This is a genomic window from Peribacillus sp. B-H-3 (assembly GCF_048572925.1).
In the GTDB taxonomy this organism is placed as follows: Bacteria; Bacillota; Bacilli; order Bacillales; family DSM-1321; genus Peribacillus.
In genome coordinates this window covers 3,953,567-3,975,261 of record NZ_CP183879.1, presented here as the reverse complement: position 1 = coordinate 3,975,261, position 21,695 = coordinate 3,953,567, and the positions used below count along the sequence as shown (strand labels likewise).

The window sequence follows — 21,695 nt, the reverse complement described above, 5'->3', positions numbered from 1 at the left end:
CATTTGGAATGGAGTTATTTTATGAGAACTGCAGGTAGTATAGTGACTTATAATCCTGAAATTTTAAGATTAAAGGAGAATATTGATGCTCTTATATCGCAAGTTAATTTATTAGTTATCATAGATAATAATTCTGAAAATATAGAGGCAATTGAAAAAAGTCTGCATCAGTATTCGTATAATAAAGTGATCTTGATAAAATACAAGTGTAATAAAGGCCTAGCATATGCCTTAAATAACGCTTTGAAAGTTGCTTTAGAAAACAAATGCCAATGGCTGCTAACAATGGACCAAGATAGTGTTATAAGTAGAAACTATGTGGATGAATGTAAAAATATAATAGTTAATAATTCAGATAAAAATATCGGTATTATTTCACCGGTAGTTATTGATAGAAATATTAACAATGTGAGCCCACAAACATATATCGCAAACGAGGAAAAATGCACTAATTTAGTTACGTGTATCACATCAGGGGCATTTACTAATGTAAATGCAAGTATTGATTGTGGGGGATTTGATAATGATTTGTTTATCGATCAAATAGATTATGATTTATGTCTAAAACTGAGAGCATCAGGTTATTTCACTTTTCGATTAAATAGTTCCAATATAATTCATGAACTTGGTAGAATAGCTGAAAGTAAAATAATGGGATTTAAATATTTGACCACGAACCATTCATCAAAGAGGTTATATTATATCTACAGGAATTATTTAATAATTAGAAAAAGGTATTTAACATTAATAAAGAGTGATAAGGAAGTTAAAATTTGGTTTAAACAACAAGGTTTGAGATTACTGTATAGACCGTTTAAAATTATACTTTCTGAAAAAATGAAAACAGAAAAGATTCTTAGTATAGTTAATGGGGTACGGGATGGAATTACTAGATAAGTTTCCTAACCTAATAATATGAAGGCAAAATAATTAACTTTATACTAGTTATTCTGATGCATTGGAAAGGAATCTTACAATTACAAAAAACAGAGTTTTATTGATTGAACGTTCAAAAATTACTAAGGATAAAGGGAGATTAAAATGTTCTTATAATATTTGGATTTCCTATTTTCCTTGGTTAGTATATGTTAGTATTTTGTGCAATAATGTGAATTTGAATGATATTATGTGGTATTGGAGGAGGGTGGTTATTAAATTGGAGATACTTGTTCAAAAAGCCAAATTAAATACTTTTTTGTTACTACTTTTTCTGATGATAGTTTTCCCCATGACAACAGAACTTTTGTATATTAAAGCATTTATATTTTTTATTATTCTTTTACTAGTAATGATAGATGGTTACATAAATAAAAAAAACTTAATAATAGATAAGCGTACGGCAATAATGGTATTGATATTTATATCGTTTAGTATTTTTTCCTCACTTCATGGTTTGCTACTACAAACTCCTGGAGCATTAAAACAAGCGCAACTATATATTTTTTGGCCAGTTGTATATATATTAATTTGTTTTAGCTTTAATAAAATTAGTGAATATAACAAAATTAGAAAGATTATTTTATTTTCAGTATATTTTATAATACTATATGGTTTTATGAAGACCTTAAATTTCCTTGGGATAATCAATTTCCCTTTTTCATTTGATTTTCCATCATTCGAAGAAGCAATTACTAAAGATGGTTGGGTAATTCAAATGCGATATCCTGGGATAAATAGTATGGCATATGGTATAGGTTTTATCTTAGGGATTATTTATACTAACTTACTAGCTGGAAAAAATAGAACCATAGCCATTATTCAAATACTTGGTTTAATTTTATTTACATTTATTTCTGGAAGACGAGTGTATTTTCTTATCTTAATAACAATGTTTATTCTTATTTATAATATTAAAGTTATTAATGCAAAAAAGAGAAATTCTTTTGGGGTAATAGTATCACTCTTTGCTATTATTAGCGTTACAATCTTTTATTTAAATAATTCTTATTTTGATATAAGAAGTGTTTATAATTTTGGATTAAGTTCATTTGATAGCGTTGAGGTTGGTAATGAATTGAGAAATATTCAATTTGTAAAGTTGTTGAAAGGTTGGCTAGAAAACCCATTAACATTTCTGATTGGGCATGGACATGGTTCATTTTCTGATGAAATAATTAGATCAATAGATATGCCTTGGACTTATGAATTATACTATAACGCATTATTGTTTCAAACAGGACTTATAGGTTTTGTGATTTACGTTTCCTTTTTTCTTTTTATCATTTATAGAGGAATAAAGATATTAAAGAAAATAGATACAAACTATAAAATTGTATTACCTTTTATAACAGGATTAATAAGTTTATTAATAGCTTCTGCAACAAATCCATATTTAGTTAGGTTTGATGGACTCTGGGCTGTTTTTATACCACTTGGGATTATCAACTACTATAGTAATGACAAAATAAAAATTAAAATAAATGATAAATAGATTATTGAAGGGAGATTATTATTATTAAAAAAAGAATCAGTAAATTAATGAGAGGATTATGGTTGTATATTAATTATTTAAAAGTATTTACATTAAAAAAAGTTGAAGAAGGATATGTTATTGTCGCACCGTCAGCAACGCTTACTGGAGCACCACTTTTATCACTTGAGATAGCAAAGTCGTTAAATAAAACTCATGATAACATTATTATCATAACAATGTCTGGTGGACAACTGAAATCGGTGATGAAAAGGGAATCAAAAGTAATAAATATTTCCGGGACAGGTATGAATAATGTATCTGACAAATTGATTTCGAATCTTGTAAAAAAAGGTTACAAAAAATATATGTGTAACTCAGTTGTTAGTGCGATTATTTGCGAAAGTATTAAAAAAAATGGTGGAGAAACTATTACTTTAATACATGAAATGAAAGATGTAATTCAGAAGTTAAATTTTGGAAATAAAATCGATATGATTATTCAGAACTCAAAGAAAATAATATTTTCAGCTAAATTAGTAAATCGTGATTTTGAGTCGATGAGCTCAGTGCCATATGAATATATCAATCTTAAACAAGGATTATATAATAAATCAATAATAGAAAATTATTCTAATAAAAATGTTATTAACCTAAATCTCCGCTATAAATTAAAATTTAAAATTAATGATTTTATTGTGATGGGTTCAGGATCTGATTGGAAAAGAAAAGGATTTGATTACTTTGTAGAAATTGCAAATAAGATTGATAACAAGAGAATCAAATTTTTATGGATTGGAACTGTAAGAGACTTTCCACAATCTATTCCAGCTAATATAACTTTGATTGATAAAGTGTCATCTTCTCAAATATATAAATACTTTTATATGAGTAATTTGTTTTTTCTATCATCAATAGAAGATCCATTCCCATCTGTCGTGCTTGAAGCAATGGCATCGGGCATACCTGTTATTGCCTTTAAAGATACAGGAGGAGCTCAAGAAATAATTTCAAAAGAAAATGGATTTGTTATGGATATTAATAAGAGAGATGAGATACTTAATTTTCTTAATTTGATGTTAAATGACAAAGAACTATATGAGAAAATTTCATACAATAATAGAACAAAGATAATACGAAATTTTCATTTTGATAATTATGTAAAATCTATAGTAAAATTATTTGACTAGAATAATTTCAGCTACTTTTAGCGGGTAGTTATGCTTTCACAAACAAGTACACTCATCATAGGAATTAAAAGTATGGGTTAATTCAGTTTGGGCTATTTTTTCATGAATAGGATAGTATCTATGGGTTATTTTTAATGAAGAAAAAATATATTTTTTAGAGGTTGATGCCATGTGAGTTTAAATGGTCTTGTAAGCATAATTGTTCCTGTTTATAATGCAGAAAATTATTTGGCTAGATGTATAGACACCATTCTAAACCAAACATATAAGAATATAGAAGTAATATTAGTGAATGATGGTTCCGTTGACAAGAGCGGTTGTATTTGTGAAGAATATTCTAACCTGGATACTCGTATTAAAGTTATACATCAAAATAATCTGGGTCCTTCGCAAGCTAGAAATATTGGCCTCAATTCCGCTAAAGGTAAATTTATACAGTTTATTGATTCTGACGATACTGTTGAACTAAATATAACAGAAAAGCTTGTTCATGAAATAAATTTGTATAACGAAATGGTGATTTGTGGATATAAGTTAATTTCTAATAAAAAGAAAACATCAGTAGTTCAAAAAATTTCTCCTCAAAAAGAAGGCGTATTTCAATTTCAAGAATTCTTAAAGTACTTTGGTAAATATTATAAGAACAATCTTATTAATTCACCATGTAACAAACTATATGTAACTGAAATTATCAAAAAAAATAATTTGCAATTTAATAATGACATTAATATGGGAGAAGATTTTATTTTTAATCTTAGCTACATGCGTTACTGTAATAATATTAGTATTATAGGTGATAACTTATATAACTATTTAAAACTCAACGATAATTCATTAACGTTAAATTTCAAAAATGGTCTATTTGAAAACCAGAAATTTTTATTTGAAAAAGTTCGAATATTTTTATGTGACTATAACAGTTACACAGCCGATAACGAAAAAATAATCGAAACTTATTATACAGATAGTATAATAAACTGCTTTAACAACTTATTCCACAAGAATAATGATTTAACATTTTTAGAACGAAAAGAGGAGATAAAAGCAATTATTAACGATGAGAGAGTGAGAGAAAAAAATGAATATTTTAATAAAGGTAATGTAAAAAAACGTTATATTGGTTGGCTGATTAAAAATAGATTGATATATTCAATTTATTTTTATTATAGATTGAAAAGGATTGTAAGAAAAATAAAAGAATAAGGAATTAAATGGGGTAACTTTTAGTGTATATAATCAATATATTTAATTCGAGTTTGCCAGTAGGATTTTAAGAAACAAGGTGGAGCTAAATAAGCTCTAAAACGCAGCATAGGGAGTTAATTTTTTTAAAAATATTTAGGGGTTGAGGTTATTATTTTGAAAATTAATCAAAGAAAAGCAGGTGTGTTGCTTTCATATTTACTAACTGGAACTAACGCAGTTGTTGGATTTATATATATTCCTCTTTTAATATATTTTTTGGGACAAAACGAATACGGTCTATATCAATTAATGGGCTCTTTTCTAATTTATTTAGGCTTATTTGATTTTGGATTGTCCAATACCGTAACTAGATATTATTCAAAATACATTGCATTAAAAGATGAAAAAGGTAAAGAGAATCTGCTTGCTTTATCTTCTGTTATTTTTTTATCCTTAACATTAATATTAATAATTGCAGGAATTACTTTTTATTTTTACCTTGATGATATTTTTGTTAATTCTCTCACGAATTCTGAAGTTGAAACAGCCAAGAAAATGTATATCATAATTTTGATCACGGCTGCAATAACAATTTCAACATCTATATTTAATTCAATTATAACTTCACACGAGAAGTTTGTATTCTTAAAGGGTCTTTCAATAGTGCAAACTATTATACGACCAATTGTTGTTTTAGCAGTATTTACTGTAGAATCTAGTGCTTTGATAGTAGTGATAATACAAGCTATTATTATTATTCTAGGTATAGCTTTGAAAATATACTATTCATATAAAAAACTTCGAGTGAAGGTTAAATTTCATTTTTGGGATATACCTCTATTAAAGGAAATGTGTCGGTATTCATTTTTTATATTTGTGACTGCTCTTATGGATCAAATTTTTTGGAGAGCTGATCAGGTGATATTGGGTATTGTAGTGGGAACTGCTTCAATAGCGGTTTATTCGATTGGCTCACAAATAGTTACATATTTTATGACTATGTCAACAGCGATGTCTGGAGTTTTCCTTCCTAATATCACCAAAAGGGTAACTGAAAATGCTTCTAATAGTGAGTTAACGAGTATTTTTATAAAAGTGGGTAGGTTACAATATATTTTATTAGGAGCAGTTCTAACTGGGTTTATTTTATTTGGTAAAGAATTTATTTCTATTTGGGTAGGTGATAATTATAGCCAAGCTTACTATATAACTTTAATAATTATTATCCCATTTACAATAGATTTAATTCAAAATATTGGATTAACAATACTTCAAGCGAAAAATATGTATTCATTTAGAGCGATTGTGTTTTTTGGGATGGCATTATTAAATATAGCTTTTTCAATTCCGCTTGCAATATATTATGGGGGGATTGGGGCTGCTACAGCAACAGGAATTTCTTATCTTATTGGTAATGGATTAATAATGAATATTTATTATTATAGAAAAGTATATTTGGATATAGTTGGATTCTGGAAAGAAATTGGCAAGTTAAGTATTCCTTTAATTGTTGCTTTTGTGGTTGGATTACTTATTAGAAAAATTAGTCTTGATTCCCAATTAATATCATTATTAATTAAATTAGTACTCTATTTAATAGCTTATATTACTATATTATTAAAAATAGGGATGAATAAATTTGAAAAGGACTTACTCTTAGGACCTATTAAAAGTTTATTAACATTAAAGAAGTGATTTACTTTGGTTTTAAAATAGATTTAGAGGCATATTAAATAAGATTGCCCAAGGTATTTATCTAAAAAGTATATTTTTACGAGATATAATTTTACTAAGTTTGTATAAAAAATGTTTAATATTTTTTCTGAAAAGGGAGATGTGATTTGAATGAAAGGTATTATTTTGGCAGGTGGTAGTGGAACTCGTTTATATCCCTTAACCATGGTGACTAGTAAACAATTATTGCCGATTTATGATAAGCCAATGATTTTCTACCCTTTATCAACTTTAATGCTAGCGGGTATCAGGGATATTTTGATTATTTCAACCCCAGAGGATACACCACGCTTTGAAGTTTTGTTAGGTAACGGTTCACAATTCGGATTAAATCTGCAATATAAAGTTCAGCCAAGCCCTGATGGATTAGCTCAGGCTTTTTTAATTGGTGAAGAGTTTATTGGAGATGACTCTGTTGCCATGATCCTAGGAGATAACATCTATTATGGGAGTGGTATGAGAAAAATACTTCAACGTGCAGCAAAAAAAGAAAATGGTGCTACCGTATTTGGATATCATGTACAAGATCCTCAACGTTTCGGGGTTGTAGAGTTCAATGAGAATGGGAAAGTTATTAGTGTTGAAGAAAAGCCTGAAGTACCAAAATCTAATTATGCTATTACTGGGTTATATTTTTATGATAATAGTGTTGTTGATATTGCTAAAAATATTCAACCTTCTGCCCGTGGTGAACTTGAAATCACCTCAATAAATGAAGCTTATTTAAAAATGGGAGATTTAGAAGTGGAGTTATTAGGTAGAGGGTTTACTTGGTTGGATACTGGAACACATCAAAGTTTAGTAGAGGCAACAAATTTTGTTAAGACAGTTGAAGATCATCAAGGAATAAAGATTGCTGCTCCTGAAGAAGTTGCATTTATTAATGGTTGGATTACTAAGAAACAGTTATGGGAATGTGGTGAAAAACTTAGTAAAACCGGGTATGGCCAATATTTAATGAAAGTAGCAAATGGAGATATACAATATTAAGCATGGAAAGAAGTGAATCGAAGAATGAAATTTACTAAAACTAACTTAGAGGGTGTAATTATCGTTGAACCAAAAGTACTTGGAGATCATCGTGGCTGGTTTATGGAAACATATAATGAGTTGAATTTTTCCGAAGCAGGGATAAATGTAGAATTTGTTCAGGATAATCAATCTTTCTCGGCAGCAAAAGGTACTCTAAGAGGATTGCATTATCAATTAAACCCGAAAGCACAGACAAAGTTGGTGCGTTGTACTAAGGGAGCAATTTATGATGTTGCAGTTGATATACGAAAAGGTAGTTCAACATTTGGAAAATGGTTTGGATTAGAATTGACTGAGGAAAATAAAAGGCAATTACTAATTGCAAAAGGGTTCGCACATGGTTTTATGACTTTAACTGAAGATGTAGAAGTTCAATATAAAGTGGACGAGCTTTATGCTCCTGAGTGTGACAGAGGTATCATTTGGAATGATCCTGAAATTGCAATCGAATGGCCAATTGATGTTAAGCCTATATTATCAGCAAAAGATGAAAAGGCACCATTACTACAGGGTGCTGAAAATAATTTCATTTATGGAGAGTAGTGTTATGAAAATTTTAGTAACTGGATATACAGGTCAACTTGGTTATGATGTTGTTCACCATGGATTGCAACTAGGTTTAAACATGGTGGGAATAGGATCAAAGGATTTAGATATAACGAATAAAGAGGCTGTTTCTCAGTATGTTAAAAAAGTGAAACCAGATGCAATTATTCATTGCGCAGCATTTACAGCTGTTGATAAGGCTGAAGATGATAAAGATACATGCCAACATGTCAATGTTGATGGTACAAATAATTTGGTTGAAGTAGCAAAAGAAATTAATGCCGTGTTTATGTATATCAGTACAGACTATGTGTTTAGTGGAGAGGGAGAAGCGCCATTAAAGGAAACTGATGAACCTAGACCAATAGGTCAATATGGGCGAACAAAGTTTCAAGGTGAAGAAGTAGTAAAACAACTGTCGGATAAATGGTTTATTGTTCGTATTTCTTGGGTTTTTGGCATCAATGGTAACAACTTTGTTAAGACATTGCTAAGATTAGCAGAAACTCGAAATGAATTAAATGTTGTTGGTGATCAGTTTGGTTCGCCAACTTATACATCAGATTTGGCTAAATTATTAATTGATATGATTAATACTGATAAATATGGAATTTATCATGCTTCCAATGAAGGTTTTTGCAGTTGGGCCGACTTTGCACAAGAAATATTTAGAAAAGCTAATATTCAAGTGAAAGTGAATTCTATTTCAACAGAGGAATACCCTACACGAGCTGTACGACCAAAGAATTCACGAATGTCAAAACAAAAACTGATGGATAATGGGTTTAATCCATTACCTAGATGGCAGGATGCAGTTGAGAGATACTTAAAGAAATTAACACAAGAGGTGAAATAGAATGACAAAGAAGAAAGTACTTGTTACTGGTGGTGCAGGTTTCATTGGTGGGAATTTTGTCCAATACATGATTAATAAATATCCTGATTATGATATATTTAATTTGGATTTATTAACATATGCTGGGGATTTAACTAAACACCGTGATATTGAAACAAAGGAAAACTATTATTTTATAAAAGCAGATATTGCAGATCGAGATACAATAGTACCTCTTTTTGAAAAAGAGAAATTTGATTATGTAGTTCATTTTGCTGCAGAAAGCCATGTTGACCGTTCAATCACAGATCCTGTAATATTCGTCCGGACTAATGTACTTGGAACTCAAGTATTATTAGATGCCTCAAAGCGAGTTGGATTTACAAAATTTGTTCATGTATCAACTGATGAAGTTTATGGGGAACTGGACTTTGACCCGACAACATTTTTCACTGAAGAAAGTCCATTACAACCAAACAGTCCATATAGTGCAAGTAAAGCATCGTCTGATTTATTAGTACGTGCTTATCATGAAACGTATGACTTGCCAATAAATATCACGCGCTGCTCAAATAATTATGGGCCATACCACTTCCCGGAGAAGTTAATTCCATTAACAATTTCCCGTGTATTGAATGAGCAAAATGTACCTGTATATGGTGATGGAAAAAACATACGTGACTGGTTACATGTTATTGATCATTGTGCTGCAATAGATTTAGTACTACACGAAGGTGTGAATGGTGAAGTTTATAATGTTGGTGGACACAATGAGCGGACCAATTTAGAAGTTGTTAAGACTATTATTAAGAGTCTAGGGAAATCAGAACATTTAATTGACTTTGTTAAAGATCGATTAGGACATGATAAGCGTTATGCAATTGATCCTACTAAGTTAGAGCAGTTAGGATGGAAACCAAACTATACATTTGAAACAGGTATTGCTCAAACCATTCAATGGTACCTTGAAAACAAAGAATGGTGGGAGCAAATTATTAATGGAGAATACAAGAATTATTTTGAACAACAGTATCCGTTTTAAATGTCTCTAAAAAAGGCCTTTAAGTGGATACTTTTAAAATTAAAACTTGGAAACACAAATGATTTATCTATTCAACAATCTTTAATAATTCTCAAATTGCAACTTTTGCTCTAAGAATATACTTTCTGGAAATAAAAAGTGCCTTTCTTGAGTTTTCCTAGAGAGCTTAATTAAAGTTTTATTATAGAAATAGCGAGTTACTGGCTATTTCTATAATTTAATCGTTTTCTATATTTAATTTTAAGGATGATTCCATGTCATTAATTTGTGATTTTAAATAGTATGGCAAGTACCCTAGGACTTGCCATACTGCGTTGAATAGGAGGCTGTGGTGCTTTGCCACGATTAATTTGGGCCTCTTGACATGCATTACCTTTGTAATTTTTACATTCATACGCGTGTTCAACGTGTTGAATTTTTTTCATTTTTGCTGGAATAAATGTTGCTTCTTCGCGTATGATGGAATCATTTGTCCTTGACAACATTCACATTGCTTATTTTCTGGATGATAATGAACTGCCTCTACTTCGATATCATCCCGTAATAAATCATTTCGTTTTTTCTTCTCAATACAACAGTATAAGAAATGGTCTGTTGGCTTTGTTCTTCTGTGTGCTCAGATTCACTAAAAGACGAATCATCACCAAACAAAGAGATCATCAAACAAAGAGCCTTGTCCGACTGATGCGTTATATTTCGGTTTTTTGGTTTTTGATCCATATAAAAGCTTGGTTAAATGGCGCACTTGATCGGTTAACGCTTCAATCTGTTTCGATAAGTCTTTGTTTTGTCGATTCGAACGAGCCATTTGCTCTTCGAGGAACCGAATTAATTTCTCGTTTTGATTTACATTCTTAGAAGAAGCGTTCGTCACATCATACACCACTTTTCGTGAGGTTTCTTTCTTCTTATTATAACTAGTTCCAACAGCGTAATAAGATAAAATTAACATCTTAACAAATTTAGAACACCCCTTTTGATGAAGGATGAATCGCCTTTGGCTGCTGGATCGCTAACCCTTCAAGCAACCAGCGAAGCTCCTGTTGTGAAAGATTTCGTACTTCCTTTTCATCTTTTGGCCATTGCAATTTTCCGTTATTATCCAAACGTTTATAAAGCATGGCGAATCCATCCCCATCGAAATACAAACATTTATAGCGATCTTTACTCCACCCTGCAAATAAGAAAATGGAATCACCATATGGATTCAGTTCAAAAGAATCTTGGATGAGTGCAGCTAATCCATCAATGCCTTTACGCAAATGATGTAAATATTTTTCACACTCGTATGGTCGTACTTCAAGGATATTTCAGCTCCCTCATAACCGTTTGGATGACGTGCTCATCCACGCTGTTAGTGAAAGAGAATTCTACGTTTGCCGTTATGATTGTACAAGCGTTATGGAAAGAGGTTGAAGATAAAGTGGATGAATATAAACCTTTATTTTCGGAATGTAATGTGACGGAGACTATTGTATGTTTTTGTTGCGACATGTGAAAAAGCACCTCCTTAAATGGATACATTCATCGTACCAGGAGGTGCTGCGTGTTTATATGTGTTATTTAATTGGGGCTTACTGTCATCAACGGTGCTAAAATACCCAATATCAGCGGTTTAAAATTCCCCAATAATAACAGATAATTGTCTCATCACTTAAGAGGGTTGGAGTGTTTGAGACGATGCTGAAGACTGGGGAATTTTTTATGATAAGAGAATTACATCAAAAAGGATGGACAAAAACAGCTATAGCTGAAGAGACAGGGTTTGATCGTAAAACAGTAAGTAAATACATAAATCAAGATCAATTACCTCAATCATCTAAGCGTAAGGTTAGGGAGAGTAAATTAGAAACATTTAAGCCTTATCTTCTTCAAAGGATTCAAGAAGGAACGACAAATTGCATGGTTCTATTTGAGGAAATTCAAGCCATGGGATACGAGGGGAAAACAACTATCCTCCGAGAGTTTATAAAACCCTATCGGGTTCAACCGAAAAAACAAGCCACTGTACGATTTGAAACAGCACCAGGAAAACAAGCTCAGATGGATTGGGCGGATGTAGGTATGTATGAAGTAGATGGTAAGCTTCAAAAAGTTTATGCATTCATCATGGTTTTAAGTTATTCCAGAATGAAATATGTGGAGTTTACAACAGATATGAAATTAGAAACACTGATGAAATGTCACATGAATGCCTTTGCATACTTTAACGGTCTACCGGAACAGATTCTCTATGACAATATGAAAACAGTCGTCACGAAGCATAGTCCAGTAGAGATTCGATTTAATAGAACGTTTGAAGATTTTCTAGCCTATTATGGAATCATCCCAAAAGCATGTAAACCTCATCGTCCACAAACCAAGGGGAAAGTGGAAAGAACGGTTCTATATGTAAAGAATAATTTCTTCCAAAGAAAACATGAACCTACAATATACGCCTTAAATCATGATATCCGTATATGGCTTGATCAAACAGCGAATCAAAAGAAGAATCAAACAACTAATGAACCACCGGTTCAACGCCTACAACACGAACAAAGGTTTCTTCAGACTTGGGGAACAAAACCCCTCTTCCCGACTAGTCATTGGGAGATACGTGAAGTAAGCCGGGATTGTTTCATCTCTTATTTAGGCAAAAAGTATTCTGTCCCTTTCCGGTATGCGGGCCACAAAGTAAAGGTTAAAGTAACCTTGGATCATCAAATTGAAATCTATGATGAGAAGGAGTGCGTGGCTCAACACCCTATTTTAACGGGTAAAACGAGTGTTCATGTGAAGCTAGAGCATTATGAAGGATTACACAAAACAGGAAAAGAGCAGGAACATCAGAATCCCACTGGTTTGGCGGCCAAAGATTCTGGAAATGTCCCTACTCCTATTGTTGAAACACGTTCTCTAGCTTCTTATGCTGCTCTGGAAGAAGGTGATTCAATATGAAAAACCAACTCGAAGAGCAGCTAGAGAATCTTGGTTGGCAGGAAATAGCCAACCAATTAGATGATCTTTTAGAGAACGCTTCTAGAAATAATGTATCATATTTTGATTTTTTGCACACTCTTGTTTTGAGAGAAACTGAAGCTAGACAGGGGAATCTCTTGTCCAAGAGGATGAAGAGCGCCAAGCTTCCTTACATGAAGAACATCCATGATTTTGAGTATACGTTTCAGCCTAGTGTAAGTGAACAGCGTGTGAAGGAAACCTTGACTTGTAGGTACATCGCAAACGGGGAAAATAGGATTCTATTAGGTCCACCAGGTGTAGGAAAAACCCATTTAGCGATATCCTTTGCCGTAGAAGCTATTACACAAGGATACACTGCGTTATTTTTAACGGCTGATGAATTGGTATCAGAATGCCGAAAGGCAGAATCAAAAGGAACTCTCCATCGCTTAGTTAACAAATGGAGCCGCCCCAATTTACTCCTCATCGATGAGGTAGGATATTTTCCATTTGATGAACTAACAGCCAATATCTTTTTTCAGGTGGTGTCCAAACGATATGAAAATGGGGCAATGATCTTAACATCTAATAAATCATTTATTGAATGGGGAAAAGTATTTGGGGATGATGTTTTAGCTACAGCGATTCTAGATCGACTCCTTCATCACTCTGTCACTTTTAATATCAAAGGAGAGTCCTATCGCCTCAAAGAAAAGAAAAAGGCTGGAATGTTCCCAGCCAAAGTAACTGAGTAACCGATATAAATGGGGACTTTTATTCCGATGACAATGGGGAAAAATAAACCGACGTTGACACTTACTAATCATCGCCCATTTACTCGAAAAGAAGGATGTCGTTATTTTGCATTTGAAGAAGAGGAGAAAATTGCGCTTTCCCCTTTTTCAGAGATGCCCTACAAGATATCCGAATGGAAGACGGCAAAAGTACGGCCGGATTACCACATGTCTGTTGAAAGATGTTTTATTCTGTTCCATACGAACCAGGTATGAACATAGTTGAAAAAACATTAGGAAGTCATAAAGCTTCTCAGAATCATCATGGTATGGATAACTTCAACACCATAAGAGCAGTTAGAAATGCTATCATCAATTTTACGAAGAACCATTTTAGTTTAGCAGTCTCATATGTACAGACTTTTAGCATTGACATATTAAGGAAGTTAAGTTAAGTTATTAATATGGTTCTTTATAAAGAACAGAGTTTTTACAATAAAATTTTAACTTTTTGAAGCCCATCTAAAATTTTCGTCACCTACATCTTCTATTCTGTACATTGAAAAACATTTAATTATAAGACTATAAAAATAAGAATATAAGGAGAAGAACGATGGAAAATAATTTTAATCTAGAAAATGAATTATTTCCTAATGAATTAAAATTATTACTTGAAATTTTAGCTATTGAAAAAGAAGAAGAATACGATTACTTTTCAAATTACTCTTTTAGGGAAATTGATTGGAAGTTATTCCTTCAATTAGTTATGCATCATCGTGTTTATCCCATAATTTACTTAAAGTTAAAAACGCTAGATGAAAAAATTATTCCCCAATTTGTGATTCTAACTCTGTACAAAGAATACCAGAAAAACACATATAGCATGCTTGCGCTATGCAGAGAGATGGAACAAATAAGTAACTTATTTACGGAGAACCACATTCCTATCCTTTTCTTAAAAGGTCCAGTAATCGCTGCTGATATATATGGAGATATTTCTTTAAGAACCTCTAAGGATTTAGATATCCTTGTTCCAATGAATACCCTTCATAAAGCAGATAAACTTCTTCTAAGTTTTGGATTTGGAAAAACTACAGGACCGTATATTTTAAATGAATGGAAATGGAGAACACACCACATCGTTTATTTCCACCCTGAAAGGAATATCCAGCTTGAAATTCATTGGAGGCTCCAGCCTCTTCCTTCGAGTGAACCGGGCTTTAACGAGCTTTGGGAAAGAAAAAGAGTAAGTACGATAACTAGCTATCCTGTTTATTTTTTAGGAAAAGAGGATTTATTTTTCTTTCTTATTTCTCATGGTTCCAGACATGCTTGGTCCCGTCTGCGCTGGCTGTTAGATATTGATAAGATCGTAAGAAGCGGAATCAATCTTAACGAAGTAAACTTACTTTTAAAAAACTATCAAAGTATTCATCTTGTTGGACAAGCACTCATTTTAGCTTCGCAGCTATTAAAAACTCCAATTAATGAAGAGATGAAACTCTTGAATGTAAAAAGTCGTTCAAAGGAATTAGCGCATAAGGCACTATTTGTTATAAAAGATAGGTGCCTCTTAGATACTAATTACTATAAACATTATTGTTTATCCTTAAATTCAACCAATCTGCAGAAAATATATTCATTTATGTTATTGTTTTATCCTAATTCTGCTGATGCAATGACATTGAGGTTACCCAAATCCCTTCATTTTTTATATTTCCCGTTGCGTCCATTTTTATGGGTATTTAGAAAAACAAGAGTAAAACCGGGAATTTCTCAAAATTAAAAGATCATATTTTGTGCGGAATACTTCTAATTGAAATTAAATCTGATTACTAAAGAGTTTAAGGTGTACTACTAAAAAATATTAACCAAGATAATTACAGCAAAATACTACAAAAGATATCTTAATTCACCCCTTTTGTTGTTAAATATTGACACGATTCTTAAATTAGAGTATTTTTATATCATGAGGTTCTTTATTGAGAACTATAAATTCGTATTGAGAGAACATTATAGCTTTTCGACAAAGTCATAAAATCTTATGTTGTTAAATTGGAGGATAAGATGAGTGCCATTACAGGTGTCTTTCATTTAGGCAAGGGGGTTTTGAATGATCAATATGGCCATGTGTTAATGAGGGGTTTTTTAAAATATCCTGCCGATCGAATCCAGACTTGGCATTCTGACAAGGTATTTCTGGGCTGCCATGCTCAGTGGATTACTCCTGAGTCTGCGTGTGAGCAGCTGCCGTTTTATGATTTTGAAAGGAAGTGTGCCATTACTGCCGATGCTATTATCGATAACAGAATTGAGTTGTTTGAAAGGCTGCAGATAGAAGCATCGCAGCGAAAATACATGACAGATAGTGAAATTCTTCTTCTTTCTTACTATAAATGGGGAGAAGGTGCTCCGAAGTTTTTGGTCGGTGATTTTGCTTTTATGATATGGGATCAGAAGAATAATAGGCTTTTTGGTGCCAGAGATTTTTCGGGAAGCAGAACCCTTTACTATCACATTAATTCTGAAAATTTCGCCTTTTGTTCTACGATAGAACCATTACTTTCACTTCCATTTGTGCAAAAAAAACTGAATGAAGATTGGCTTGCTGATTATTTGGCGGTTTCTGGCATGATAGATGCTGTCGATTCTTCCCTGACCCCTTATCAAACGATACAACAAGTACCTCCTTCACACAGTATTACAATAGAAAATAATAAAGCGTCTGTGAAACGATATTTTTATTCAACTCAAGGAAAGAGGCTAAAGCTAAATTCTGACGGAGAATATGTCGAAGCCTTTCAAAGTGTTTTTCAGGAAGCGATAAATTCGCGGTTAAGAACAAATCGAAATGTTGGGTCACAGCTAAGCGGGGGTTTAGATTCTGGTGCTGTTGTCGCCTTTGCAGCTAAAAAGCTGCAGAGTGAGAGGAAACCGCTGCATACATTTAGTTATTTTCCTCCCGATGATTTTAAAGACTTTACACCCAAATACTTATTGGCAGATGAAAGACCATATATCAAATCTACTGTCGAGTATGTGGGAGGCCTTACCGATCATTATGATAACTTTATGGGGAAGGATTCCTACTCAGAAATTGATGATTTTCTTGACGTTATGGAAATGCCTTATAAATTCTTCGAAAACTCATTTTGGTTAAAAGGCATGTTTGAAAACGCTTTTCAGGAAAACATAGGGGTTTTACTGAATGGTGACCGGGGCAACTTCTCCGTCTCCTGGGGGTTTCCCTTAGAATATTATTCTATTCTTTTAAAAAGATTGAAGTGGTTCCGCCTTAATCAAGAATTGCTTCAGTATCAAAGAAGTGTCGGCGGTTCCAGAAAGCGGAATCTGCAATATATTGCGAGGATTGCTTTTCCGATAATAGATCGGGTCATTCCTGATGGTACATCCATCAAAATACCTTCATTAATTAATCCTGCATTTGCTGAAAGAACAAAAGTTTATTCTAAATTTAACGAATATGGAATAGATCAATCAGGCTGGTATTCAAATACAAACATCTTTTTTGAAAGAAAAAAACACTTTGAAGACATTTTCCAGTGGAATGCAGGAAACACACTAACATCAAAACTTTCCTTGCGATACTCGTTATGGAAACGAGATCCCACCAATGATTTGCGTGTCATCCGCTTCTGTTTATCACTTCCAGAAAACCAATATGTTCAAAACGGTATAGACCGGGCACTGATTAGAAGGGGTACAGAAAATTATTTACCGGACAAAATTAGAATGAATCAGCGCATTCGGGGGGTACAAGGTGCTGATTGGGTACATCGGATGATTCCCAAGTGGAATTTGATCAAAAATGAACTTCAGCAGCTTGGCTCTGATGATTGTGCATTAGAGTATTTAAATGGCCAAGCCATTAAGATAGCCTTGTTAAAGCTGGAAGGAGTACCAAGACCCGAAGCTGCAACAGATTCGAATCTTAAATTTTTAATGCGCAGTTTAATAGTCAGACGGTTTCTAAAAAGGTTTGATTAAAAGGAGGTGATTGCAATGAAAAAGGTTTGGACAAAACCTGTATTGGAAGTCTTGGATGTTAATAAGACCATGCTAGGTGTGAAAGGTGATTACACTGATAATGCTTTTCCAACACATACTCCCAGAGGAGATTTAACTTATGGCAGTTAGTTAAAAAAGGTTAATTTTTTCATGTGAAATCTGTTTTTATTTTATTTGAACCTTGAAATAATCAAATAATCGTAACGGGCCCCTATTTCATATAGGGGTTTTACAAAAATTTCAACAGTTCTTTTAGATGATTTTCAATTCGAATGGAGCGAGTTAGTTATGATCAGTACTGCACCGAAAACCATTTATAAAGCTTTCGGATTAACCGTTTCAAGTGATATTCACCTGCCTGAATTACCTGTATGTAATTTAAATAGTGAAGATGAACCAGATGTCGTCATTGAAGAAGCTCAGCTGTATAACATGTGGTGTACGTATTCTGAACCAGGAGAAGATTTTGTTATCAAGCAAAATTCGATTATGTTTTATTTATCCGGCAAAGGTATTTTTTTAATTCAGGATGGAAAAAAGATTTTCTTTTCCCCATTTGAAGGCAGTCATGAGCGGGAGATCCGTCTGTACCTGCTTGGAACCTGTATGGGGGCCATTTTATTGCAGCGGGAAATCATGCCTGTTCACGGAAGTGCAATTGATATAGACGGAAAGGCCTATGCGATTGTCGGTGATTCAGGTGCAGGGAAATCTACTACCGCGTCCGCCTTGATGAAGAGAGGATATCGCTTGCTGAGTGATGATGTGATTCCGGTCACATTGAATGATGATCATCAGCCAATTGTCACACCTTCCTATCCGCAGCAGAAATTATGGCTTGATAGCCTGCAGCATTTTGGCATGAAATCCACCCAGTTTCAGCCGCTTATCGTCAGGGAAGATAAATTTGCAGTTCCTGTTTCCTCACAGTTTGCTGCTGAGTCTCTGCCGCTTGGTGGTGTGTTTGAATTGGTTACGGATGACAGCGATACGATAGAAATCCAGCAGTTTGTAGGTTTAGAGCGATTTTATAAACTGTTTTATCATACGTATCGGAATTTCTTTATTCAGCGTTCCGGTTTAATGGAGTGGCATTTTAATCTTTGTACAAAAATGATTAATCAATTCGGCTTTTATCAGCTGCGGAGGCCAGTTAACCGATTCACGGCGAAAGACTTAGCAGACATGATAATAAAAACAATACATGATGGAGGGAAAAGATCATGATCCGTACTCAATCATTCACTAAAGAAAGTATGGTTGTTCAAAGTCCAGGGAACATTGTCAGCAATATGGATGGAGAAAAAGTGATGTTAAGCATTGACAAGGGCAAGTATTATAATCTTGGGGTATTAGGCGGGGAAATTTGGGATTGTATAAAGGAGCCAATAGCCCTTCAGGATTTATGCAGTCATCTAACTTCCCAGTATAATGTAGCCCCGGAAGATTGTGAACATCAAGTCACTGCCTTTTTAAATCAAATGCTGGAAGAAGAATTAATACACATTAAGGGAATCAATTAATCGTTTCATCATTTTCTGGCTGCAGGAGGAAAATCATGAACATATACAGAAAGGCAAAATCGTTCATAAAATTCGACAAGGAAACAAAGCTTCTGTTGATGGAAGCTTTCATTCAGTTAGGCAGGGCCCGGTATCTTAAAAGCATACCTTTTTCAAAGGTGGCACCAACTTTAGGAGTGGCGCTAAAGGAGACATCATTTAAAGCCGAAACGCTAGACAAAGAGGTTTTAGCCCGTATTTCTAAAGCCATTCATATTATGAGCCGGTATACATTTTGGGAAAGCCAGTGCCTTGTTAAGGCTATAGCGGGGATGAAGATGCTGGAGAAAAGAAACATTGAAAGCACGCTTTATTTAGGCACGGCTAAGGATGAGCAGGGTGAGCTTATCGCACACGCCTGGCTTAGGAGCGGCCCTTTTTATCTGACAGGTGCCGAGGTCATGGAAAGATTTACTGTTGTAGCCCGATTTGCTAATGAACCCATTTTGAACGGGCCATGTTAAGGATTGTGCCATTGTTGTGGCTTGTATTCTCCTTTTTGAAAGGATAGTGATTATATAAGTGAAGCTGTATGTTCATCGTTTTTCAAGTGAATTTGTATCATCTTCTATCTTTTCAACATTCTCTGCCGTATGTTCACTGGGAAGGGAGGATAGGGTTTGAGCCATCTTTGGTATTTTACCAAGCAAATCTGCCGTTACTCCGGCAGGGTACTTTATATTAATCTGCTATGCATGATGTTCATAGGATTGATTGAGAGTGCAGGGATTTTTTTATTGATTCCTTTAATAGGCTTAACGGGCATTCTGAATATCAGCACAGGGAAGCTTCCTTTATTCAAGACTGTAAATACCTTCTTTCAGTCCATGCCTGAAACGGTAAGCCTTGTGATTATTTTGGGTGCTTATGTTTTGTTAATGATCGGGCAAAGCATTTTCAAGCGGCAGCAGACCATATTAGGCGCAAAAATTCAGCAGAATTTTATCAAGCATGTAAGAGATGAGACCTATAAAAGCTTGCTGGGAGCAAATTGGGGATTTTTTCTTAAAAAAAGGAAATCCGATATTATTAACATCATGACAAATGAAACATTTCATGTAAGTGCTGGCATTAATTTATTCCTGCAGTTTTTATCATCCTTTGTGTTTACGTTTATTCAAGTAGGAATCGCATTTTATTTATCTGCTAAAATGACGGGTTTCCTTTTATTTTTTGGTGTGTTGCTGATTGCTTTTTCGAAAACCTTCATTAGAAAATCGCAATCACTTGGAAAGGAACAAGTTCTGCTAACGCAAACATACTTAGCTGGCATAACCGATCATTTTAATGGAATCAAGGATATCAAAAGCAATTCCCTGGAAGAGGTTCATGTGAACTGGTTTCATTCGTTAAATGAAAAAATGGAGAAAAACAGAATTCAATCAACAACGGTGAATTCAACGTCTCAAATGACCTTCAAGATTTTCTCTGCCTGTTTAATTGCCATTTTTGTATTTGTATCGATAAAGATGTTCATGGCTCAAACTGCACAGCTCATGCTGATTACGGTCATTTTTTCAAGACTATGGCCAAGTATTACAGGCATTCAGTCTAACCTTGAAATGATAGGGGCAATTATCCCTTCTTTCAAAGCAGTAGCAGATCTGCAAAATGAGTGCGTGGAAGCGAGGGAGCTTGAAGAGTATCATAATAAAACTGTACGTCCTATTAAAATGGAACAGGGCTTTAGCTGCCATCATGTGTTTTTTAGATACAGCCAAAAAGAAAACATCTATGCTCTCCAGGATATTAACATCACGATTCCGGCGAACCGTATGTCAGCTGTTGTAGGACGTTCAGGAGCCGGAAAGAGTACGCTGATTGATTTGCTTATGGGATTGAACAAGCCAGAAAGCGGATTTGTTAGCATTGATGGAATCCCGCTTAGCGGTGAACGGATAGTGTCATTAAGAAAAGCCATGAGTTACATCCCTCAGGATCCGTTTCTGTTTAATGCGACACTGCGGGAAAATTTAATGATCATCAAAGATGATGCCAGCGAAGAAAGCATATGGGAAGCATTGGAATTTGCTGCAGCAGCTGATTTTGTCAAAAAGCTGCCTAATGGTCTTGATACATTAATTGGTGACCGGGGGATCAGGCTGTCTGGAGGAGAAAGGCAGCGGATCGTACTGGCCCGGGCTATTCTCAGGAAACCATCGATACTTATACTAGATGAAGCAACAAGTGCGCTCGATACAGAAAATGAAGCGAAAATACAAGGTGCCATCGATAAATTGAAGGGGACCATGACCATCATTGTCATTGCCCACAGGTTAACCACCATCCGCAATGCAGATCAGGTGCTGGTCATGGATGGGGGAAAGGTGATCCAAATGGGAGAATACCAGGTGCTGGAAAAAGAGAAAAGAGGGATGTTCAGCGGGATGCTTGGTGTACAAGTGGAATCTACTATGTGAAGTGGAAAGCGTATAGTAAAAATCTGCTTAATTAGA

Annotated in this window: 20 protein-coding genes; 18 read left to right on the top strand and 2 right to left on the bottom strand. The window is 33.9% G+C overall.

The annotated features are described in order from the left end of the window. The first annotated feature begins 21 nt into the window (after window positions 1-21). The 9 genes from ACN6MY_RS19895 (at window position 22) to rfbB (ending at window position 9,974) form a co-directional block, all read left to right on the top strand. A complete protein-coding gene (locus tag ACN6MY_RS19895; protein WP_419881719.1) occupies window positions 22-897 on the top strand; it encodes a glycosyltransferase family 2 protein in 876 nt (291 codons plus the stop codon). 259 nt (window positions 898-1,156) lie between these two features. Then, a complete protein-coding gene (locus tag ACN6MY_RS19890; protein WP_419881718.1) occupies window positions 1,157-2,431 on the top strand; it encodes an O-antigen ligase family protein in 1,275 nt (424 codons plus the stop codon). A 62-nt stretch (window positions 2,432-2,493) separates the two neighbouring features. Beyond that, the gene (locus ACN6MY_RS19885; RefSeq protein ID WP_419881717.1) at window positions 2,494-3,600 is read left to right on the top strand and encodes a glycosyltransferase family 4 protein; all 1,107 of its coding nucleotides are present in this window, start codon (window positions 2,494-2,496) and stop codon (window positions 3,598-3,600) included. Between the two features lie 171 nt (window positions 3,601-3,771). After that, window positions 3,772-4,803, top strand: a complete 1,032-nt coding sequence (locus ACN6MY_RS19880) for a glycosyltransferase family 2 protein (protein WP_419881716.1) — start codon at window positions 3,772-3,774, stop codon at window positions 4,801-4,803. A gap of 156 nt (window positions 4,804-4,959) precedes the next feature. After that, window positions 4,960-6,480 (top strand): lipopolysaccharide biosynthesis protein, encoded by a 1,521-nt coding sequence (locus ACN6MY_RS19875; RefSeq protein ID WP_419881715.1) that lies wholly within the window; start codon window positions 4,960-4,962, stop codon window positions 6,478-6,480. Between the two features lie 150 nt (window positions 6,481-6,630). Then, on the top strand, window positions 6,631-7,509 hold the full coding sequence (gene rfbA, locus ACN6MY_RS19870; protein WP_419881714.1) for a glucose-1-phosphate thymidylyltransferase RfbA: 879 nt from the start codon (window positions 6,631-6,633) through the stop codon (window positions 7,507-7,509). Between the two features lie 24 nt (window positions 7,510-7,533). Beyond that, window positions 7,534-8,094 (top strand): dTDP-4-dehydrorhamnose 3,5-epimerase, encoded by a 561-nt coding sequence (rfbC, locus tag ACN6MY_RS19865; RefSeq protein WP_419881713.1) that lies wholly within the window; start codon window positions 7,534-7,536, stop codon window positions 8,092-8,094. 4 nt (window positions 8,095-8,098) lie between these two features. After that, window positions 8,099-8,953, top strand: coding sequence for a dTDP-4-dehydrorhamnose reductase (rfbD, locus tag ACN6MY_RS19860; protein WP_419881712.1), 855 nt, complete (start codon window positions 8,099-8,101; stop codon window positions 8,951-8,953). Window position 8,954: 1 nt separating this feature from the next. After that, window positions 8,955-9,974: a dTDP-glucose 4,6-dehydratase gene (rfbB, locus tag ACN6MY_RS19855; protein WP_419881711.1), complete on the top strand. Its 1,020-nt coding sequence runs from the start codon at window positions 8,955-8,957 to the stop codon at window positions 9,972-9,974. 962 nt (window positions 9,975-10,936) lie between these two features. Here rfbB and tnpB read toward each other — a convergent pair. Further along, window positions 10,937-11,236, bottom strand: coding sequence for an IS66 family insertion sequence element accessory protein TnpB (gene tnpB, locus ACN6MY_RS19850; RefSeq protein WP_419881710.1), 300 nt, complete (start codon window positions 11,234-11,236; stop codon window positions 10,937-10,939). Window positions 11,237-11,273: 37 nt separating this feature from the next. Next, on the bottom strand, window positions 11,274-11,468 hold the full coding sequence (locus ACN6MY_RS19845; protein WP_419881709.1) for a hypothetical protein: 195 nt from the start codon (window positions 11,466-11,468) through the stop codon (window positions 11,274-11,276). A gap of 186 nt (window positions 11,469-11,654) precedes the next feature. Between ACN6MY_RS19845 and istA the strand changes: the two genes are divergently transcribed. From istA to ACN6MY_RS19800, 9 genes are all read left to right on the top strand, one after another. After that, entirely contained in the window at window positions 11,655-12,911 is a 1,257-nt protein-coding gene (gene istA / locus ACN6MY_RS19840; protein ID WP_419884159.1) for an IS21 family transposase, read from the top strand. After that, window positions 12,908-13,669 carry an IS21-like element helper ATPase IstB gene (istB, locus tag ACN6MY_RS19835; RefSeq protein ID WP_419880522.1) on the top strand — a complete coding sequence of 254 codons (762 nt, stop codon included), beginning with the start codon at window positions 12,908-12,910 and terminating at the stop codon, window positions 13,667-13,669. Before istA ends, istB begins: the two co-directional genes overlap by 4 nt. A gap of 592 nt (window positions 13,670-14,261) precedes the next feature. Continuing rightward, on the top strand, window positions 14,262-15,434 hold the full coding sequence (locus ACN6MY_RS19830; RefSeq protein WP_419881708.1) for a nucleotidyltransferase family protein: 1,173 nt from the start codon (window positions 14,262-14,264) through the stop codon (window positions 15,432-15,434). Between the two features lie 281 nt (window positions 15,435-15,715). Continuing rightward, window positions 15,716-17,656 carry a lasso peptide isopeptide bond-forming cyclase gene (locus ACN6MY_RS19825; protein ID WP_419881707.1) on the top strand — a complete coding sequence of 647 codons (1,941 nt, stop codon included), beginning with the start codon at window positions 15,716-15,718 and terminating at the stop codon, window positions 17,654-17,656. Between the two features lie 15 nt (window positions 17,657-17,671). Beyond that, the gene (locus ACN6MY_RS19820; protein WP_419881706.1) at window positions 17,672-17,806 is read left to right on the top strand and encodes a paeninodin family lasso peptide; all 135 of its coding nucleotides are present in this window, start codon (window positions 17,672-17,674) and stop codon (window positions 17,804-17,806) included. A gap of 159 nt (window positions 17,807-17,965) precedes the next feature. Beyond that, window positions 17,966-18,904, top strand: coding sequence for an HPr kinase/phosphorylase (locus ACN6MY_RS19815; protein ID WP_419881705.1), 939 nt, complete (start codon window positions 17,966-17,968; stop codon window positions 18,902-18,904). Beyond that, the gene (locus ACN6MY_RS19810) at window positions 18,901-19,200 is read left to right on the top strand and encodes a lasso peptide biosynthesis PqqD family chaperone (RefSeq protein ID WP_419881704.1); all 300 of its coding nucleotides are present in this window, start codon (window positions 18,901-18,903) and stop codon (window positions 19,198-19,200) included. The genes ACN6MY_RS19815 and ACN6MY_RS19810 overlap by 4 nt, the downstream gene beginning before the upstream one ends. 35 nt (window positions 19,201-19,235) lie before the next feature. Beyond that, window positions 19,236-19,703: a lasso peptide biosynthesis B2 protein gene (locus ACN6MY_RS19805; RefSeq protein WP_419881703.1), complete on the top strand. Its 468-nt coding sequence runs from the start codon at window positions 19,236-19,238 to the stop codon at window positions 19,701-19,703. A 156-nt stretch (window positions 19,704-19,859) separates the two neighbouring features. Then, window positions 19,860-21,659, top strand: a complete 1,800-nt coding sequence (locus ACN6MY_RS19800) for an ABC transporter ATP-binding protein (RefSeq protein WP_419881702.1) — start codon at window positions 19,860-19,862, stop codon at window positions 21,657-21,659. Window positions 21,660-21,695 lie beyond the last annotated feature (36 nt).

Coding starts and splice junctions, on each gene's coding strand:
- ACN6MY_RS19895 (WP_419881719.1), top strand. CDS start 22: ATGAGAACTGCAGGTAGTATAGTGACTTATAATCCTGAAATTTTAAGA.
- rfbA (WP_419881714.1), top strand. CDS start 6,631: ATGAAAGGTATTATTTTGGCAGGTGGTAGTGGAACTCGTTTATATCCC.
- rfbC (WP_419881713.1), top strand. CDS start 7,534: ATGAAATTTACTAAAACTAACTTAGAGGGTGTAATTATCGTTGAACCA.
- rfbD (WP_419881712.1), top strand. CDS start 8,099: ATGAAAATTTTAGTAACTGGATATACAGGTCAACTTGGTTATGATGTT.
- rfbB (WP_419881711.1), top strand. CDS start 8,955: ATGACAAAGAAGAAAGTACTTGTTACTGGTGGTGCAGGTTTCATTGGT.
- ACN6MY_RS19845 (WP_419881709.1), bottom strand. CDS start 11,468: ATGTCGCAACAAAAACATACAATAGTCTCCGTCACATTACATTCCGAA.
- istA (WP_419884159.1), top strand. CDS start 11,655: ATGCTGAAGACTGGGGAATTTTTTATGATAAGAGAATTACATCAAAAA.
- istB (WP_419880522.1), top strand. CDS start 12,908: ATGAAAAACCAACTCGAAGAGCAGCTAGAGAATCTTGGTTGGCAGGAA.
- ACN6MY_RS19830 (WP_419881708.1), top strand. CDS start 14,262: ATGGAAAATAATTTTAATCTAGAAAATGAATTATTTCCTAATGAATTA.
- ACN6MY_RS19825 (WP_419881707.1), top strand. CDS start 15,716: ATGAGTGCCATTACAGGTGTCTTTCATTTAGGCAAGGGGGTTTTGAAT.
- ACN6MY_RS19820 (WP_419881706.1), top strand. CDS start 17,672: ATGAAAAAGGTTTGGACAAAACCTGTATTGGAAGTCTTGGATGTTAAT.
- ACN6MY_RS19815 (WP_419881705.1), top strand. CDS start 17,966: ATGATCAGTACTGCACCGAAAACCATTTATAAAGCTTTCGGATTAACC.
- ACN6MY_RS19810 (WP_419881704.1), top strand. CDS start 18,901: ATGATCCGTACTCAATCATTCACTAAAGAAAGTATGGTTGTTCAAAGT.
- ACN6MY_RS19805 (WP_419881703.1), top strand. CDS start 19,236: ATGAACATATACAGAAAGGCAAAATCGTTCATAAAATTCGACAAGGAA.